Below are 17,868 nucleotides of genomic sequence, written 5' to 3' on the forward strand. Positions count from 1 at the left end.
CGGGGTTACCCCTCCTGGGAGAACATTCCGATGCCACCGCGATCAATCACTTCCAGGGCTTTACCGCCGCCACGGGCTACGCAGGTCAGCGGATCTTCCGCAATAATGACCGGCAGGCCGGTCTCTTCGCTGATGAGCTTGTCCAGGCCCCGCAGCAGCGCACCGCCACCGGTCAGCACAATGCCGCGCTCAGCAATGTCGGAGGCCAGTTCAGGCGGAGACTGCTCCAGGGCGCTCTTCACGGTCTGGACGATCTGGGCCAGGGATTCCTGAAGCGCGTCGAGAATTTCTTCGCTGTTCAGGGTAAAGGCCCGGGGCACACCTTCAGCCAGGTTGCGACCACGAACGTCGATTTCTCGCACTTCCAGGCCTTCATAGGCACAGCCGATTTCATGCTTGATACGCTCGGCTGTGGAATCGCCGATCAGGCTGCCGTAGTTGCGACGGACGTAAGTAACGATGGCTTCGTCGAACTTGTCGCCACCAACCCGGACGGATTCGGCATAGACGATGCCATTCAGGGAGATAATGGCGATCTCGGTGGTACCGCCACCGATGTCGACAATCATGGAGCCGCTGGCTTCTTCCACCGGCAGGCCGGCACCAATGGCGGCCGCCATGGGTTCTTCGATCAGGAACACCTCGCGGGCGCCTGCACCCAGGGCCGATTCGCGGATGGCCTTGCGCTCTACCTGGGTAGATTTGCTGGGCACACACACGAGTACGCGGGGGCTCGGGGTAATGAAACTGTTTTCGTGCACTTTGTGAATAAAGTGCTGGAGCATTTTTTCGGTCACGACGAAGTCGGCGATCACACCATCTTTCATGGGACGGATGGCGGTAATATTGCCCGGGGTGCGGCCCAACATGCGTTTGGCTTCGGACCCGACGGCAGCGACCATTTTCTGGGAGTTATTGGTGCGGATGGCCACGACAGAGGGTTCGTTAAGTACAATGCCGCGTTCGCGCACGTAGATAAGGGTGTTGGCGGTGCCCAGGTCGATGGACAGGTCGCTTGAGAATAAGCCTCGGAGTCTTTTGATTAACATTCGTGTTGTTTCAACCTGAGAGTTGCGGTTGCAGAAAAGAATGCGGCAACTTTAGCAGTGAGCACCTACTCAGGCAAGGCGCCATCGGGGCTTCGGGGCTTACCATTCTCACATTTTATGGCTTTAGACGGGGCCAATGTTGCGCGCGGTTCTGCTAATATGTCTGGCTTTGTTGTCGCCAGGATTCCGCGCGCAGTTAACCGTGGAGCATGGCTGCTTGTGAGGATGGCTTTCCAAAACACGCTCCTTCGGCACATCCCTGTGTCGCTTGAGCTCCGCCATCCATGGCTTCGCACAGTTTTGGAAAGCCATCCTCACAAGCATCCCCATACGCTATTCCTGGCTTCTAACCTGACATTAAATTGTTTTCACACACGCTTTTTGGAGGCAACGTGAGCATTTCCCGCGAGGACATCGAGAAAGTTGCCGTGCTCGCCCGCATCAAAGTGGACGGCGAGCAGGTTTCGGCTCTGGAAAAGGATCTGGGCAATATTCTGGATCTGGTGGATCAGTTGAGTGCCGCGGATACCGATTCGGTGGAGCCGATGGCTCATCCGCTGGATGCGGTGCAGAAGCTGCGGCCGGATGTGGTTACCGAAACCAATCAGCGGGAGGCGTTCCAGGCGATTGCGCCGGCTACCGAGGATGGGTTGTATCTGGTGCCCAGGGTTATTGAGTGATTTGGTCGTCCATCAGAGATTTCGGGATTTATCATGCATAACAAGTCTGTAGCAGAACTTTCCAGAGAGCTGGAGAGTGGCAGGATTTCGAGTGTGGAGCTGACGCAGCAGTTCCTGGACCGTCTGAAGACAGAAGACGGCAAGTACAACAGCTTTATTACCATCTCCGAAGAGCAGGCATTGGCCGAGGCCAGGGCTGCAGACGAGATGCGGGCGGCGGGTAAGGCCACGGTGTGGACCGGGGTGCCCTTTGCTCACAAGGATATCTTCTGCACCAGCGGCATTCGCACCAGTTGCGGTTCGAAAATGCTGGATAATTTTGTACCTCCCTACGACGCGACGGTAACGGCTAACTTCAAGGCGGCTGGCGCGGTGTGCCTTGGCAAGACCAACATGGACGAGTTCGCCATGGGCTCGTCTAACGAGTCCAGTTTTTATGGCGCCGTGACCAACCCCTGGGGCCTGTCCGGTGGTGACAAGCGGGTACCGGGTGGTTCATCTGGTGGTTCTGCGGCTGCGGTAGCGGCACGACTGGTGCCAGCAGCAACGGGCACGGATACCGGTGGTTCAATCCGTCAGCCGGCGGCATTGTGCGGCATCACCGGCTTGAAGCCGACCTATGGCCGGGTGTCACGGTACGGGATGATTGCCTTTGCCTCTTCCCTGGATCAGGGCGGGCCGATGGCGCGCACCGCAGAAGATGCCGCGCTGATGTTGAATGTGATGGCGGGGCACGATCCGAAGGACTCCACCTGCATTGACCGGGAAGTACCGGATTACACGGCCACCCTGAACGAGCCGCTGAAGGGCCTGAAGATTGGCCTGCCGAAGGAATACTTCAGTGACCAGCTGGCTCCTGCTATGGAAGAGCAGGTTCGTAACGCGATTCGCGAGTATGAAAAGCTGGGCGCGACGGTGAAGGAGGTTTCCTTGCCAAACGCGAAGCTGGCCATCGCAGCGTATTACGTGATCGCTCCGGCGGAGGCGTCCGCCAACCTGTCCCGGTTTGACGGCGTGCGCTATGGCTACCGCTGCGAAGACCCGAAAGACCTGATGGACATGTACACCCGCACCCGGGCGGAAGGCTTCGGCAACGAGGTGAAGCGCCGGATTCTGGTGGGTTCCTATGCCCTGTCCGCCGGTTATTTCGATGCCTATTACCTGAAGGCCCAGAAGGTGCGCCGCCTGATCCAGCAGGATTTCATCAATGCGTTCAAGGAAGTGGACGTGCTGATGAGCCCGGTGTCGCCAACGCCGGCGTTCAAGCAGGGCGAGAAGAACACCGATCCGGTGTCCATGTACCTGGAAGACGTGTTCACCATCGCCATTAACCTTGCGGGCATTCCGGCCATGTCGGTTCCGGCCGGGTTTGTCGACGGCTTGCCGGTGGGGCTGCAGATTATCGGGGATTACTTCTCCGAAGCGCGCCTGCTGAACGCCGCCCATCAGTTCCAGCAGGTGACCGACTGGCACCAGCGTGAACCTCAATAAGCCCGGATTAGGAGACGAACACATGCAGTGGGATATCGTGATCGGGCTGGAAATTCACGTTCAGCTCGCCACCCAGACCAAGATTTTCTCCGGCTCCAGCACCGCTTACGGTGCCGAGCCCAACACCCAGGCCAACGCGGTTGACCTGGCGATGCCCGGCACCCTGCCGGTACCCAACGAACAGGCGTTCCGCTACGCGGTGATGTTCGGCCTGGCCACCAACGCAGAAATCGGCCGTCGCTCGGTGTTCGAGCGCAAGAACTACTTCTACCCGGACCTGCCCAAGGGCTACCAGACCACCCAGCTGGCCCAGCCCATCGTTGGCCCCGGCTACGTCGACATCGACCTGGCCGATGGCAGCACCAAGCGCGTGCGCATTCACCACGCCCACCTGGAAGAGGACGCCGGTAAATCCCTGCACGAGGATTATCATGGCATGACCGGCATCGACCTGAACCGCGCCGGCACCCCGCTGATCGAGGTGGTGACCGAGCCGGATATGACCAGCGCCGAGGAAGCCGTGGCTTTTGCCAAAAAGCTGCACAGCATCGTCACTTCACTGGGCATCTGCGACGGCGATATGTCCCAGGGTTCCATGCGCTTTGACGTCAACATCTCTCTGAAGCCAAAAGGCTCCGACACCCTGGGCACCCGCACCGAGACCAAGAACCTGAACTCGTTCCGGTTCATGGAACAGGCCATCGCCCACGAGGTGGAGCGGCAGATGGATATCCTGGAAGACGGCGGCGTGATTGTGCAGGAAACCCGCCTGTACAACGGTGACCGGGACGAGTCCCGCTCGATGCGCACCAAGGAAGAAGCCAACGACTATCGCTACTTCCCCTGCCCGGACCTGCTGCCGGTGGAAATCGACGATGCCTTCATCGAAGACGCCCGCAGCCGCCTGCCGGAACTGCCGGACGCTCGCAGGGCGCGTTTCAAGGAGCAATACGGCCTGAACGACTATGACGCCGGCATCCTGTCTGCCGACGCCAAACTGGCTGCATTCTTCGAAGAAACCGTGGAACACGGCAAAGATGCCAAGCTGGCCGCCAACTGGATTCAGGGCGAGTTCTCCGCTCGCCTGAATGCGGAGGAGAAGTCCGTCGCCGAGGCGCCGATTACCGGCGCACAACTGGGCGCCATGGTGACCCGCATCGCCGATAACACACTGTCTTCCGCCGGTGCCAAGAAAGTGTTCGAGGCGCTATGGACGGGCGAAAACAACGATGTCGATGCCATTATCGAAGCCAAGGGCCTGAAGCAGGTGTCGGACACCGGCGCTCTGGAAGCCATGGTGGATGAGGTGCTGGCCGGCATGCCGGATCAGGTGGCTCAATACCAGAACGAGGAAGATCCGAAGAAGCGCAAGAAGATGCTTGGCGGCTTCATGGGCCCTCTGATGAAGGCTTCCAAGGGCCAGGGTAATCCCAAGCTGTTCAATGAGATTCTCGTTCGCAAGCTCGGCGGCTAGCATTGGCGTGGGCCATCTTGTTTTGGCCCTAGCCTTCGGATAGTGGGGAGGGGTGGATTTGGAGCCCCTTCCCAAAAACCGCTACAAGCACATCCCTGTGCGCTTCTCTCCGGCCATCCATGGCCTCCGACATTTTTGTGAAGGGGCTCCAAACCCACCCTCTCGAACCCCAGTGAAATAGTCTTTTCCAAACCCTCTGTCCTCAGAAAATACGACCACTACGACTCCAGTCTTCTAAACACCCTCTCAAATTGCGATATATTTTGCTGGATGTAGTCAATAAAGGCCTGCATGGCCGGCGTCGGGTGCCGGCCCTGAGGATAGACCACGCACCAGCTGCGGCGCAGGGGGAAGCCGGTTATGTTGAGGGCATGCAGCGAACCCAGTGCCAGTTCTGAAACAACACTGAGCTTCGGCACCACCGCCACTCCGAGCCCCGCCAATACCGCGTGTTTTACCGCATCGTTCGAACCCAGTTCCATGGCGGATTCCATTTTCAAACGGTGCTGCTGGCAATAAACCTCCAGCGCCAGACGACTGCCGGAACCGGGCTCACGGGTCAGAAGCTGGTTCTTCAGAAACTCCCCGGCACTGACAGACTGCAGATTTAGCAGTGGGTGGCCATCAGGAACAATCGGAATCAACTCGTTATCCAGAAAGGGAAACGAGGTCAGCGGCCGGTCTGGAGGAACCATCCCCATAATGACCAGATCGCCGCTGTTATCGCTCAGCCGTTCCAGGGCAGCCGCCCGGTTGACCACTGCGACCGAAACATTCACTTGCGGGTTAATCTGCAGAAACGACCGCAAAAGATAAGGCACCACATACTGCGCGGTATTGACCGCCACCAGCTTGAGATCCCCCGCCACGCGACCTTCCAGCGCCGCCATCCGGTTCTGCATGTCCGTCAGCTCGCGAAACACCGAGCCTACGCAAGCTGCCATCTCCTCGCCAGCGGCGGTGCAATACAGCTTCCTGCCCACGTACTCAAACATAGGCATCCCAACTGCCTGCTCCAGATGACGCATCTGGCTGGATACGGCGGGCTGGGTCAGTCCAAGCAGATCACCGGCCTTGCTGTAGCTTTTCAGATCGTAAACGGCCTTGAACACCTGCAGCTGCCGAAATGTAAGGCGGCTAGCCAGTTTCTGGACACTTAATGGCACAAGTTCTCCCGCCTCACCTATTCATAAGTCATTACTTATATATAACCCAAATAATATCAATTTTAACTCATCAGTTGCCATCGTTAGGCTTTTAACACCTTCATTCGGGACGACGAAACGAGGAATCGCCCATGTTGAAGAAAGTACTGATCGCCAACCGAGGCGAAATTGCGGTGCGTATCGTGCGGGCGTGCGCCGAGGCCGGGATCCGGTCTGTGGCGATCTACACCGAGCCCGATCGCTACGGCTTGCACGTCAAGCGCGCTGATGAAGCCTACTCCCTGGGCGAGGATCCGATTGCCGGCTACCTGGATCCCGCCCGCATCGTCAATCTCGCCCTGGAGGTGGGCTGCGATGCCATCCATCCTGGTTATGGCTTCCTGTCGGAGAACGCCCGCTTCGCTCAGCTGTGCGAAGAAAAGGGTCTGACCTTTATTGGCCCGAAATCCGACGTTATTCACAAGATGGGTGACAAGACCCAGGCCCGCGACAGCATGCGGGCGGCCGGCGTGCCCATTACTCCCGGCTCCGAGGGCAATCTGGCCGATCTGGATGAGGCCCTGAAGCTGGCTAATGAGATTGGCTATCCGGTGATGCTGAAGGCCACCTCCGGCGGTGGCGGCCGGGGGATTCGCCGTTGCGATACACCGGAGGAGCTTAGAACCCAGTACCCACGGGTGATTTCGGAGGCCACCAAGGCTTTCGGCTCGGCCGAGGTGTTCATGGAAAAATGCATCGTCAATCCGCGCCATATCGAGGTGCAGATTCTAGCGGATAGCCGGGGCAACGCCATTCACCTGTATGAGCGCGATTGTTCCATTCAGCGTCGTAACCAGAAACTGATTGAGATCGCCCCCAGCCCGCAACTGACACCGGAACAGCGCCAGTACATCGGCAGCCTCGCCGTCAAGGCCGCAAAAGCAGTGGGCTACGAGAATGCCGGCACGGTGGAGTTTCTACTCTCGGGCAACGAGGTGTACTTCATGGAGATGAACACCCGGGTGCAGGTGGAGCACACCATCACCGAAGCCATTACCGGGGTGGATATTGTCCGGGAACAGTTGCGGGTCGCCGCGGGGGAATCCCTCAGCTACCGGCAGGAGGATATTTCGTACCGGGGCTATGCGCTGCAGTTCCGCATCAACGCCGAAGATCCCAAAAACGACTTCTTGCCCAGTTTCGGGCGCATTACCCACTACTACGCCCCCGGTGGCCCAGGTGTTCGAGTGGACACCGCCATCTACACGGGCTACGAGATTCCGCCCTACTACGACTCCATGTGCCTGAAACTGGTGGTCTGGGCACTGACCTGGGATGAAGTTATCGCGCGCGGCAAGCGGGCTCTGGATGACATGCGCCTGCATGGCATCACCACAACCGCCAACTATTACCAGCAAATACTGGATCATCCGGATTTCCAGGCTGGCGTGTTTGACACCAGCTTCGTGCCCAGCCATCCGGAGCTGTTGAACTATTCCACCAAACGCCACCCCAGCGAAATTGCGCTGGCCATCGCAGCCACGATCGCGGCCCACGCCGGCTGGTAATCCACAGGAGGATTGAATATGAGCAACGCCAAAAAAATTGAAGTTACCGATCTTATCCTTCGTGATGCCCACCAGTCCCTGATTGCGACCCGCATGCGCACCGAAGACATGCTGCCGATCTGTGACAAGTTGGACCAGGTGGGTTACTGGTCCCTGGAGGTCTGGGGCGGCGCCACTTTCGACGCCTGCGTGCGCTTTCTGAAAGAGGACCCCTGGGAACGCCTGCGCCAGTTGCGCAAGGCGCTGCCCAACACCCGCCTGCAAATGCTGCTGCGGGGGCAGAACCTGCTGGGTTACCGTCACTACGCTGACGATGTGGTGGAAGCGTTCGTGCAAAAAGCCGCCGACAACGGCATTGATGTGTTCCGCATCTTTGATGCCCTGAACGATCTGCGCAATCTGGAAACCGCCATGAAAGCGGTGAAGAAGGCGGGCAAGCACGCTCAGGGTACCATTTGCTATACCACCAGCCCGGTGCATACACCCGAGCTTTTCGTTAAGCAGGCCCAGGAACTCAAGGCCATGGGCGCCGACTCCATTGCCATCAAGGACATGGCCGGGCTGCTAACTCCTTACGCCACCTACGAGTTGACCAAAGCCATTAAATCGTCCGTGGATCTGCCTCTGGTCATCCATAGCCACGCCACCGCCGGCCTGGCCGCCATGTGCCAACTGAAAGCGGTGGAAGCCGGCGCAGACCGTATCGACACCGCCATTTCCGCCTTTGCCAACGGCACCAGCCATCCTGCAACAGAATCCCAGGTGGCCGCCCTGAAGGGCACGGACTATGACACCGGGCTGGATCTGGAGCTGTTAAGCGAGATTGCGGACTACTTCCGGGAAGTGCGCAAGAAGTACCACCAGTTTGAAAGCGAATTTACCCGCGAGGACATTTCGGTACAGATCAATCAGGTGCCGGGCGGCATGATGTCCAACCTGGCCAACCAGCTCAAAGAGCAGAACGCCCTGGACCGCATACGCGAGGTCTTCGACGAGATTCCCCGTGTGCGCAAGGATCTGGGCTACCCGCCACTGGTCACCCCCACCTCCCAGATTGTGGGGACCCAGGCGGTCTATAACGTGCTGGCTGGTCAACGCTACAAGACCATCACCAACGAAGTGAAACGCTACCTTCAGGGAGGTTACGGCCAGCCACCTGCCGAGGTGAACGCCGAAATCCAGAAAAAGGCTATCGGCAACGAAACCGTCAATGACGGTCGCCCCGCCGACCTGCTTAGCCCGGAACTGAACAAGCTGCGAGAAGACATTGGCAGCCTGGCCACCAGCGAGGAAGACGTGCTGACTTACGCCATGTTTCCGGATCTTGGCCGGGAATATCTGCAACAACGGCAGGATGGCACACTGAAGCCCGAAGAGTTGCAACCGGCCGAGCACAAGGGCCGGGACCGCCTGGGCACCGCCATCGCCACCGAGTTCCGCATTGACGTACACGGCGAAAGCTACGAAGTGGCCGTTACCGGTGTTGGCGGCTCAGGACCGGGCAAGCGCAAGCTCTATCTGTCTCTGGACGGCATGCCCCAGGAAGTGGTGTTTGAATCCCTGAACGAATACGAAGCCGGCGCCGGCAGCGGTCGGAAACAGGCCACCGATCCCGGCCACGTCACCACGACCATGCCGGGCAATGTGGTGGACGTGCTGGTTAAGGAAGGTGACACCGTAAAAGCTGGCCAGGCGGTGCTGATTACCGAGGCCATGAAAATGGAAACCGAGGTACATACAAGTGTTGATGGCACGGTGAAAGGCGTGTATGTCGCCAAAGGCGATCGGGTCACGCCAGGCGAAGTGCTGATCGAAATCGCCTGACCCCAAACGCAAGCGGGGCAACCGATTGGCTGCCCCGCTTCGCCGACGCATTGATCAGGTCAAACCAGAACCGCCCAGAGATCATGCTCGTCGGCATGCTCAACCACGGCCTGAACGATCTGACCGGGAACCAGGTCGGTTTCGTCGTTCAGGTAGACCATCCCGTCAATCTCAGGCGCGTCGGCTTTTGATCTGCCAATCGCACCCTCCTCGTCCACTTCATCAATCAGCACATCAATGGTCTTGCCAATCTTTGCCTTAAGGCGGGCAGCCGAGATTTCTGCCTGTTTGGCCATAAAGCGAGCCAGGCGATCTTCCTTCACGTCCTCGGGGACCGCACCTTCGAGCTCGTTCGCCGGCGCCCCTTCCACCGCGCTATAAGTGAAGGCGCCGACTCGATCCAGCTGAGCCTCGTCCAGCCAGTCCAGCAGGTACTGGAAATCTTCTTCGGTTTCCCCCGGAAAACCCACGATGAAGGTGGAACGAATGGTCAGTTCCGGGCAGATTTCCCGCCACTTCCTGATGCGCTCCAGGGTCTTGCTGTCATGGGCCGGGCGCTTCATGGCTTTGAGTACTCTCGGACTGGCGTGCTGGAACGGGATGTCCAGGTACGGCAGGATCTTGCCTTCGGCCATCAGCGGAATGATGTCGTCCACATGGGGATAGGGATAGACATAGTGCAACCGAACCCACACGCCCATCTCACCCAGCGCTTCACACAACGCCTGCATTTTGGTCTTTACCGGGCGCCCCTGCCAGAAACCGGTGCGGTATTTGATGTCGACGCCGTAGGCGGAGGTGTCCTGGGAAATCACCAGAATCTCTTTCACCCCCGCATCCACCAACCGTTTGGCCTCGTCCATCACGTCGCCAATCGGGCGACTGACAAGGTCGCCCCGCATTGAGGGAATGATGCAGAAGGTGCAACGGTGGTTACAGCCTTCCGAGATTTTCAGGTAGGCATAGTGGCGGGGCGTCAGCTTGACGCCCTGGGGCGGCACCAGGTCCACAAACGGGTCATGCTCTTTCCTGGGCGGCACATACTGGTGGACGGCGCCGACCACTTCTTCGTAGGCATGAGGACCGGACACTGCGAGCACGCCCGGATGGGTTTCACGGATCCGGTCGGCCTCAACCCCCATGCAACCGGTGACGATGACCTTGCCATTCTCACTGATTGCCTCACCAATGGCGTCCAGGGATTCCTGCTTGGCGGCATCTATAAAACCACAGGTGTTCACCACCACAATATCGGCGTCGTCGTAGGTGGGCACCACATCGTAGCCGTCCAGGCGCAACTGGGTCAGGATACGTTCAGAATCTACCAGCGCCTTCGGGCAACCAAGGCTGATAAAGCCTACTTTTCCGCTCTGGGGCGCGTTTTGCGTTTTCTCGGTCATAAAAGCCTGCAGGATGTCCGGAGCCATGCTCCCGATGAGTGTAGCGGGCAATTTTACCTCACGACCGGAAGAACTGCAGCAGTAGCACCACCTACTCCGCCACCACAAATCCGCTGACGCAGATCAACTTACCGACTAAAACTGTGACACCGTGTTCAGAAATTTGTAGTAAAAGTGCCACAATTACCGACAGGATTCTTGCTGTTCACTTTTTAAACAGCTAAACTTTCAATCGTTTATGCGTTTTTCTGGAAGGCGTTTATGGGAAAGGCAACTTCTTTTCAAACCACACATGCCAGAAGAGTGAACATGAAACCTCTTGCCGCCAAACCCAATCTGCGAAACCAGCAGCGGGTGGACGTTTCAACCGACATTACCATCGAAAAGCCGGATGGCTGCTGCCTTACCTGCCAGGTATCCAACCTGTCCCGCTCAGGCGTGATGCTCTCCTGTGATCAGGACACCGTCAAACAGCTGGTTCCGGGCCTGAAAACACCGGCCCCCGGCCACTGGATCGAAGTCAAAACCCGTTTTTCGGTGCCCGTCATTGCAAACCAGCCGGTCACGGTGCTTGCCGATGGGAACATCGTACACATGCGTCGCATTGCCCGAGACGAGTTCCAGATTGGTATCCAGTTCTGTGAATTCGAAGGTAACGGCTTTGACTATGTCGATCGTTACGTTGCCAAATTGCTTTCGGACGCACGTAATCCCTCCAGCGAAGCTCACTGACGGAAGCCAGTGGCGACGTCGCTGGCGTTTACACCCGCCTCCAGACACCGGCGAAGGCTATATTATTAGAACCTGAAATTCTTACAGCACTCCTTCTTATACCCTAAGCTGCTCTGATATAGTTGTTCATCTAAATTACAGCCATTACTTCGCCCTCCATGGCAACGGATGAACATGACCACATATAACCTCACCCATCTCAAACAGCTGGAAGCCGAAAGCATCCACATCATTCGGGAAGTGGCCGCCGAGTTCGACAACCCGGTCATGCTCTACTCCATCGGTAAAGATTCTGCCGTGATGCTGCATCTTGCCCTGAAAGCCTTCTACCCGGGCAAGCCACCGTTCCCGTTGCTTCACGTGGATACCACCTGGAAGTTCCGGGACATGATCTCGTTCCGGGATAATGTAGCGGAGAAGTTCGGGCTAGACCTGATCGTGCACATCAATGAAGAAGGCGTGAAGCAAGGCGTCGGCCCCTTTACTCATGGCAGCGCCAAGCACACGGACATCATGAAAACCCAATCCCTGAAGCAGGCCCTGAACAAGTACAAGTTCGACGCCGCCTTCGGGGGCGCCCGCCGGGACGAAGAAAAATCACGCGCCAAGGAGCGGGTATATTCCTTCCGTGACGAACACCACCGCTGGGACCCGAAGAACCAGCGCCCGGAGCTCTGGAATATTTACAACGGCAAAGTCAACAAGGGCGAAAGCATCCGGGTCTTCCCGCTGTCCAACTGGACTGAGCTGGACATCTGGCAATACATCTACCTTGAAAACATTGACATCGTTCCCCTCTATTACGCAGCCGTGCGGCCCGTGGTAGAGCGCGATGGCACCCTGATCATGGTGGACGACGACCGCATGCCCCTGAAAGAAGGTGAAAAGCCGATGATGAAATCGGTGCGCTTCCGCACCCTGGGCTGCTATCCGCTGACCGGCGCCATTGAATCCGAGGCCAACACCCTGCCCGACATCATTCAGGAAATGCTGCTGGCCACCAGTTCAGAGCGGCAAGGCCGGGTGATCGATCACGATTCAGCGGGCTCCATGGAACAGAAAAAGCGGGAAGGGTATTTCTAACATGTCACACCAGTCTGATCTGATTGCAGAAGATATTCAGGCTTACCTGAAGCAACACGAGAACAAGGAACTCCTGCGCCTGCTCACCTGCGGCAGTGTGGATGACGGCAAGAGCACGCTGATTGGCCGGCTGTTGCATGACACCAAGATGATCTATGAAGATCACATGGCCAGCCTGAAAACTGACAGCGCAAAAATGGGCACCACCGGCGAAAAACTGGACCTGGCACTGCTGGTGGACGGCCTTCAGGCCGAGCGGGAACAGGGCATTACTATTGATGTCGCTTACCGTTATTTCAGCACCGACAAACGCAAGTTCATCATCGCGGACACCCCGGGCCATGAGCAGTACACCCGCAACATGGCCACCGGCGCATCCACTGCGCAACTGGCCATCCTGATGATTGATGCCCGCCACGGCGTACTCACTCAGACCCGCCGGCATTCCTACATTGCTTCGCTACTGGGCATCCGGCACATCGTGGTCGCCGTGAACAAAATGGATCTGGTGGACTTCAGCGAAGAGCGCTTCAATGAAATCCGCGACGACTACCTGGCCTTCGCCTCACGACTAGGCCTTAAGGACATCCGTTTTGTTCCCATCTCGGCGCTGGATGGAGACAACGTCGTCAACAAGAGCGAGAACACCCCCTGGTTTACCGGCCAGCCGCTGATGGAAATTCTGGAAACGGTGGAAGTGTCCCGTGACAAGAACCTGGAGCATTTCCGCTTCCCGGTGCAGTACGTGACCCGTCCGAACCTGAACTTCCGCGGCTTCTGCGGCACCATCGCCTCAGGCGTGATTCGCCCCGGCGATGAAGTGATGGCCCTGCCCTCACGCCGTACCAGCAAAGTGAAGGAAGTCGTGACCTTCGACGGCAACCTGGACGAAGCCTACATCGACCAGGCGGTTACCCTGACCCTGGAAGACGAGATCGACATCAGCCGTGGCGACATGCTGGTGAAAGTGGAGGACGAACCGGAAGTCCACAACCGCTTCAATGCCAACATTGTCTGGATGACCGACGCACCGCTGGAAACCGGCCGGCTGTATGACATCAAGCTGGGCCCCACCTTTACTTCCGGTACCGTGAAGAAAATCCACCATCAGACCGATGTAAACACTCTGGATCAGCAAGCCAATCCCAGCCAACTGGCCCTGAACGAGATCGGCCTGTGCGAACTGACCCTGAACCAACCGGTCGCGTTTGACGCCTATCAGCGTAACCACGCCACCGGCAGCTTCATCGTCATTGACCGCCTGACCAACGTAACCATCGGGGCGGGCATGATCGCTGGCCTGGCCGATGGCCTGGAATCCCTGGACCCGGTCACCGCCGAGGAACGCGAACGACGCCTGGCCCAGAAACCGGCCATCATCGCCTGTAACGGCAAACATGGCCCGGAACTGGCACTGGCCGTTGAGCGAGCTCTGTTCGATCAGGGCAAGACCGCCGTCGTGGTATCCGAAGAAAATGCGGGCGACGCAGACGAACGCCGTCGGGTAGCGCAGTTGCTGACCGCTCACGGGCTGGTAGCCATTGCCGTGAACCTGGGTTCGGACATTGCCAACGCCAGTGCCAACGCAGAGAACGAAGCTGACATTCCCGGCGCCGTCTCGACACTGGTCCAGGAACTGATTCGCAGCAAGCGAATCTGATTTCCATACCCGCCCATTGAGAACCCCGGCCCGAACGAAGACGTCGGGACCGGGGTTTCTTTCTCTGCCAACCGTGGCACAATCACGCTCCGCCAAGCCGACTGAATCTGACAGGAGCTGACCCATGGCCATCAAACACCTGCGCACCGCCTTCGCAAGCCAATACCAGCCGGGCCAACCTGCCCGCCTCGTAGCGGGCGAGGCCCTGCAGGAACCGGGCGGCGACTACGAAGCCCTGCACAAGCAGATGAAGCGCCTGTTCAACAGCAAACCCGGCAAGAAATACGGCCGCTTCTCAGACGACATCGGCGAATGCCCCTTCAGCGCCTGGCTCAAAGACTACCTGGAAGACAAACAGACCTTCGCGGCCATGACCGACCGTCTTTTCGGCCAGTGGCAGGAACTGCTGACCGGCAGCCAGGAAGAATTCGACGGCCACCTGATGATCGTACACGACGCCCTGGCCGATGCCGAAGTGGTGTACCTGTTTATCCTGGAAACCGACAGCGCCATGCGCTTCGACGGCAGCCAGAAACTGGACGCCACCGACGTACTCAGCCTGTCGCGCCTGAACCTGGCCGTGCGAATTGAACTGGACGACTGGCGCAACGCCAACGGCAGCGAAAACTACATGACCCTGATCCACGGCCGCGGCACCGGCGACCCCGGCGAGCTGTTCATCCGCCTGTGCGCCTTCACCAACAGCGTGGACGTGGAAAAGGAAACCATGACCTTCCTGGACGCAGTGGAAGCATTCGCCAAAACCAGCGAACCGGAAAAAGCCGGCGAAGTGCGCGCCAAGGCCTACGAATTCTGCAAAGACCAGCACGCCCTGGGCGAGCCCGTGGAAATCGAAGCTCTGTCGAATTACCTGGACGAAAGCCAGCCCCAGCGCTTCAAGGAATTCGCCAGCCAGAACGCCGAACTACCGGAAACCGGCGTACTGCACCCGGACCACCGCAAGGTCAAAAAACTCGTGCGCATCGCTGGCTCCGGCGGAGGTATGAGCGTGTCTTTTTCGTCGGACCTGGTCAACCAGGCGGTGTACTACGACCGTGACAAAGACGCCCTCACCATCACCCGCCTGCCCAAAGCGCTGCGAGAACAACTGCAACGGTACCTGGAAGCCCGCGAGGACTGATCTAAACTCAGTTCTCTGCAACATTCTCCGGCTGATCGTCCCACCGGGGGCGATTGGCCCTGAGCTTCCTGACCTCCTGCATCCAGCCCACGCCATCGATCAACTCCCCGGTTTCATGATCAATAGGCGGATACGGCAGGTTGCGATCATCACAGTACCGCTTCACTGTTGGCTGGCACCAACAGAACAGCAGACGGTTGTACTCGTCATCGGGCATCCGTCGCTGATCAAACATACCTGCCAGCTTCCGCTGACGCTGGGCTTCGGAAAGGATAATCGAACAGGCTGAAGACACATTCAGCGATTCCACCATTCCCATCATCGGAATCACAATATGCTCATCCGCCTGTTCAGCAGTGACCGGATTCACCCCATCCACCTCGTTACCCATGATAATCGTGCACGGCACGGTGTAATCCACCTCCCGAAAATCCACCGCCCGGTCTGACAATTGCGCCGCATAGAGCTTGTGACCCTGAGCTTTCAGCTCCGTTACCGCGTTATCCATGGTCGGATGGGTGTGAGTTGCTACCCAATGAAAGCTGCCACCGGCTGTCTTACGAAATGCCCGAAAACCCTCCTTGGGCCAGACCACGTGCATATTGGCCAGGCCGAAGGCATCGCAGGACCGAATAATGGCCGACAGGTTTCTGGGTTTGTGCACCTGATCCGTCAGCACCCGCAGGTCGGGTTGACGGGTGTTGAGGACTTGCTTGATTCGGGCGAGGCGTTCGGGAGTCATAAGTAAATTGGCTAGCGATGATTTTCCGGCTCCCACAAACCAACAATCAAGCTTGTAGAATCCAGTACAGGTGTCTGGGAAGGGTTTTGGGGTGGGCTTTCCAAAAATTTCGAAGGCCATGGATGGCCTGAGAGAAGCGCACATGGATGTGCTCGTAGCGGTTTTTGGAAAGCCCACCCCAAAAGCCTTCATGCACATAAGCGGCGAATAATAGCACAGAGCCAAATGAGGAATACCGAGACAACGGTGGTTGAAGATTAAGCACCCCGTTATAATACGCAGTCCATTTTTGCCGGCGCCCCACTCCACCCCGGCGCCAACACACCAAACTACGTGAGACCCATGGCCAAGAAGCTGTACATCAAAACCCACGGCTGCCAAATGAACGAGTACGACTCTGCCCGCATGGCAGACCTGCTCAAAACCGGCGAAGCGGTCGAAGTCACCGACAACGCCGATGACGCCGACATCCTGCTGCTGAACACCTGCTCCATCCGCGAAAAAGCCCAGGAGAAAGTGTTTCACCAGCTTGGCCGCTGGAAAAGTCTCAAAACCAAAAAACCCGACCTGATCATCGGCGTCGGCGGCTGCGTCGCCAGCCAGGAAGGCCAGGCCATCATCGACCGCGCGCCCTACGTGGATATGGTATTTGGCCCGCAAACCCTGCATCGCCTGCCCGACATGATCACCGAGGTACGCACCAAAGGTAATGGCGTTGGCGTGGTCGATGTCAGCTTCCCGGAGATCGAAAAATTCGACAATTTGCCTGAGCCCGGCGCCGACGGCCCCTCTGCGTTTGTCTCCATCATGGAAGGCTGCAGCAAATACTGCACCTTCTGCGTGGTGCCCTACACCCGCGGCGAGGAAGTCAGCCGCCCGGTAGACGATGTCATCGCCGAAGTGGCTCATCTGGCTACCCAGGGAGTGCGGGAAGTGAATCTGCTTGGCCAGAACGTGAACGCTTACCGTGGCGAAACCCACGACGGCGATCAAATGGACCTGGCGGAACTGATCGAAGTCATCGCCACCATCGACGGCATTGACCGCATCCGCTACACCACCTCTCACCCGGTGGAATTCAGCGATGCGCTGATTGAAGTCTACGAGCGGGTTCCCGAACTGGTCAGCCACCTGCACCTGCCCGTGCAGAGCGGTTCTGATCGCATCCTCGCAGCGATGAAGCGAGGCCACACGGCGCTGGAGTACAAATCCAAGCTGCGTCGCCTGCGCAAGATCCGCCCGGACATCAGCTTTTCTTCGGATTTCATCATCGGCTTCCCGGGTGAAACCGACAAGGATTTCGAGGACACCATGAAGCTGATCAACGACATCGGCTTCGACATGTCCTTCAGCTTCATCTACAGCGCCCGCCCGGGTACACCGGCGTCTGACTTGCCGGACGATACGCCGATGGAGGTGAAGAAGCAGCGGTTGAGCATTCTTCAGGATCGCCTGAATCAGAATGTAATGGATATCAGCCGGAAGATGGTGGGTTCTACTCAGCGTATTCTGGTGACTGGTTTGTCCAAGAAGGATCCTGGTGAGTATGCGGGGCGAACGGAGAACAACCGTATTGTGAATTTCCGCCACGAGAATCCTGAGGTGGTTGGTCATTTCATCGACGTAGAAATCGTCGAGGCCTACCCGAACTCTCTTCGTGGTGTGCCGGTTAGTTCCGAGTTGTTTTAGGCTTCGGCACCCATGTGCTCTTTGTGTGGCGTTGGGAGGCGGGCTGGATCAGCCTCCCAAAAACCGCTACGAGCACATCCATGTGCGCTTCTCTACGGCCATCCATGGCCTCCGACATTTTTGGGAGGCTGATCCAGCCCGCCTCCGCGTATCATGCAGTAGCATGCCAGTAATACCTGGACAGGCTTTC

Annotated in this window: 14 protein-coding genes; 10 read left to right on the top strand and 4 right to left on the bottom strand. The window is 58.0% G+C overall.

All coding sequences use genetic code 11. The features are described 5' to 3' along the window. Positions 1-5: 5 nt before the first annotated feature. Complete coding sequence (locus tag Q674_RS32165) at positions 6-1,049, bottom strand: rod shape-determining protein (protein WP_011786173.1); 1,044 nt, start codon at positions 1,047-1,049, stop codon at positions 6-8. 392 nt (positions 1,050-1,441) lie between these two features. Between Q674_RS32165 and gatC the strand changes: the two genes are divergently transcribed. The 3 genes from gatC to gatB are packed head-to-tail and all read left to right on the top strand — an operon-like array spanning position 1,442 to position 4,694. Next, positions 1,442-1,729: an Asp-tRNA(Asn)/Glu-tRNA(Gln) amidotransferase subunit GatC gene (gene gatC / locus Q674_RS32175; protein WP_014422114.1), complete on the top strand. Its 288-nt coding sequence runs from the start codon at positions 1,442-1,444 to the stop codon at positions 1,727-1,729. Between the two features lie 33 nt (positions 1,730-1,762). Continuing rightward, positions 1,763-3,220 (top strand): Asp-tRNA(Asn)/Glu-tRNA(Gln) amidotransferase subunit GatA, encoded by a 1,458-nt coding sequence (gene gatA, locus Q674_RS32180; protein WP_031210189.1) that lies wholly within the window; start codon positions 1,763-1,765, stop codon positions 3,218-3,220. Between the two features lie 22 nt (positions 3,221-3,242). Next, a complete protein-coding gene (gene gatB, locus Q674_RS32185; protein WP_023009077.1) occupies positions 3,243-4,694 on the top strand; it encodes an Asp-tRNA(Asn)/Glu-tRNA(Gln) amidotransferase subunit GatB in 1,452 nt (483 codons plus the stop codon). A gap of 218 nt (positions 4,695-4,912) precedes the next feature. Here gatB and Q674_RS32190 read toward each other — a convergent pair whose 3' ends face one another. After that, the gene (locus tag Q674_RS32190; protein ID WP_023009078.1) at positions 4,913-5,860 is read right to left on the bottom strand and encodes a LysR family transcriptional regulator; all 948 of its coding nucleotides are present in this window, start codon (positions 5,858-5,860) and stop codon (positions 4,913-4,915) included. A gap of 131 nt (positions 5,861-5,991) precedes the next feature. Between Q674_RS32190 and Q674_RS32195 the strand changes: the two genes are divergently transcribed. Both Q674_RS32195 and oadA read left to right on the top strand, forming a co-directional pair. Continuing rightward, the gene (locus Q674_RS32195) at positions 5,992-7,407 is read left to right on the top strand and encodes an acetyl-CoA carboxylase biotin carboxylase subunit (RefSeq protein ID WP_014422118.1); all 1,416 of its coding nucleotides are present in this window, start codon (positions 5,992-5,994) and stop codon (positions 7,405-7,407) included. 18 nt (positions 7,408-7,425) lie between these two features. Further along, positions 7,426-9,231 carry a sodium-extruding oxaloacetate decarboxylase subunit alpha gene (gene oadA / locus Q674_RS32200; RefSeq protein ID WP_023009079.1) on the top strand — a complete coding sequence of 602 codons (1,806 nt, stop codon included), beginning with the start codon at positions 7,426-7,428 and terminating at the stop codon, positions 9,229-9,231. 59 nt (positions 9,232-9,290) lie between these two features. Here the strand turns inward: oadA and rimO are convergent, their stop codons facing one another. After that, positions 9,291-10,631 carry a 30S ribosomal protein S12 methylthiotransferase RimO gene (gene rimO, locus Q674_RS32205; RefSeq protein ID WP_031210190.1) on the bottom strand — a complete coding sequence of 447 codons (1,341 nt, stop codon included), beginning with the start codon at positions 10,629-10,631 and terminating at the stop codon, positions 9,291-9,293. A 309-nt stretch (positions 10,632-10,940) separates the two neighbouring features. Between rimO and Q674_RS32210 the strand changes: the two genes are divergently transcribed. The 4 genes from Q674_RS32210 to Q674_RS32225 all read left to right on the top strand — a co-directional run bounded on the left by Q674_RS32210 (position 10,941) and on the right by Q674_RS32225 (position 15,247). Continuing rightward, positions 10,941-11,363 carry a PilZ domain-containing protein gene (locus Q674_RS32210; RefSeq protein WP_014422121.1) on the top strand — a complete coding sequence of 141 codons (423 nt, stop codon included), beginning with the start codon at positions 10,941-10,943 and terminating at the stop codon, positions 11,361-11,363. Positions 11,364-11,531: 168 nt separating this feature from the next. Then, the gene (gene cysD, locus Q674_RS32215; protein WP_014422122.1) at positions 11,532-12,446 is read left to right on the top strand and encodes a sulfate adenylyltransferase subunit CysD; all 915 of its coding nucleotides are present in this window, start codon (positions 11,532-11,534) and stop codon (positions 12,444-12,446) included. Between the two features lies 1 nt (position 12,447). Further along, the gene (gene cysN / locus Q674_RS32220; protein WP_023009081.1) at positions 12,448-14,106 is read left to right on the top strand and encodes a sulfate adenylyltransferase subunit CysN; all 1,659 of its coding nucleotides are present in this window, start codon (positions 12,448-12,450) and stop codon (positions 14,104-14,106) included. Positions 14,107-14,230: 124 nt separating this feature from the next. Further along, complete coding sequence (locus Q674_RS32225; RefSeq protein ID WP_011786181.1) at positions 14,231-15,247, top strand: nucleoid-associated protein; 1,017 nt, start codon at positions 14,231-14,233, stop codon at positions 15,245-15,247. 7 nt (positions 15,248-15,254) lie between these two features. Here the strand turns inward: Q674_RS32225 and trmH are convergent, their stop codons facing one another. Next, positions 15,255-15,989, bottom strand: coding sequence for a tRNA (guanosine(18)-2'-O)-methyltransferase TrmH (gene trmH, locus Q674_RS32230; protein WP_023009082.1), 735 nt, complete (start codon positions 15,987-15,989; stop codon positions 15,255-15,257). Positions 15,990-16,331: 342 nt separating this feature from the next. On the opposite strand from trmH, the gene miaB reads away from it, so the two are divergent. Beyond that, positions 16,332-17,678 carry a tRNA (N6-isopentenyl adenosine(37)-C2)-methylthiotransferase MiaB gene (miaB, locus tag Q674_RS32235; protein WP_014422125.1) on the top strand — a complete coding sequence of 449 codons (1,347 nt, stop codon included), beginning with the start codon at positions 16,332-16,334 and terminating at the stop codon, positions 17,676-17,678. Positions 17,679-17,868 lie beyond the last annotated feature (190 nt).

Source organism: Marinobacter sp. EVN1 (genome assembly GCF_000475375.1).
Taxonomy (GTDB): Bacteria; Pseudomonadota; Gammaproteobacteria; order Pseudomonadales; family Oleiphilaceae; genus Marinobacter; species Marinobacter nauticus.

Excerpts from the sequence above, each read along its gene's own strand:
- Q674_RS32165 (WP_011786173.1), bottom strand. The coding sequence starts at position 1,049 with ATGTTAATCAAAAGACTCCGAGGCTTATTCTCAAGCGACCTGTCCATC.
- gatA (WP_031210189.1), top strand. The coding sequence starts at position 1,763 with ATGCATAACAAGTCTGTAGCAGAACTTTCCAGAGAGCTGGAGAGTGGC.
- gatB (WP_023009077.1), top strand. The coding sequence starts at position 3,243 with ATGCAGTGGGATATCGTGATCGGGCTGGAAATTCACGTTCAGCTCGCC.
- Q674_RS32195 (WP_014422118.1), top strand. The coding sequence starts at position 5,992 with ATGTTGAAGAAAGTACTGATCGCCAACCGAGGCGAAATTGCGGTGCGT.
- oadA (WP_023009079.1), top strand. The coding sequence starts at position 7,426 with ATGAGCAACGCCAAAAAAATTGAAGTTACCGATCTTATCCTTCGTGAT.
- rimO (WP_031210190.1), bottom strand. The coding sequence starts at position 10,631 with ATGACCGAGAAAACGCAAAACGCGCCCCAGAGCGGAAAAGTAGGCTTT.
- Q674_RS32210 (WP_014422121.1), top strand. The coding sequence starts at position 10,941 with ATGAAACCTCTTGCCGCCAAACCCAATCTGCGAAACCAGCAGCGGGTG.
- cysD (WP_014422122.1), top strand. The coding sequence starts at position 11,532 with ATGAACATGACCACATATAACCTCACCCATCTCAAACAGCTGGAAGCC.
- cysN (WP_023009081.1), top strand. The coding sequence starts at position 12,448 with ATGTCACACCAGTCTGATCTGATTGCAGAAGATATTCAGGCTTACCTG.
- Q674_RS32225 (WP_011786181.1), top strand. The coding sequence starts at position 14,231 with ATGGCCATCAAACACCTGCGCACCGCCTTCGCAAGCCAATACCAGCCG.
- trmH (WP_023009082.1), bottom strand. The coding sequence starts at position 15,989 with ATGACTCCCGAACGCCTCGCCCGAATCAAGCAAGTCCTCAACACCCGT.
- miaB (WP_014422125.1), top strand. The coding sequence starts at position 16,332 with ATGGCCAAGAAGCTGTACATCAAAACCCACGGCTGCCAAATGAACGAG.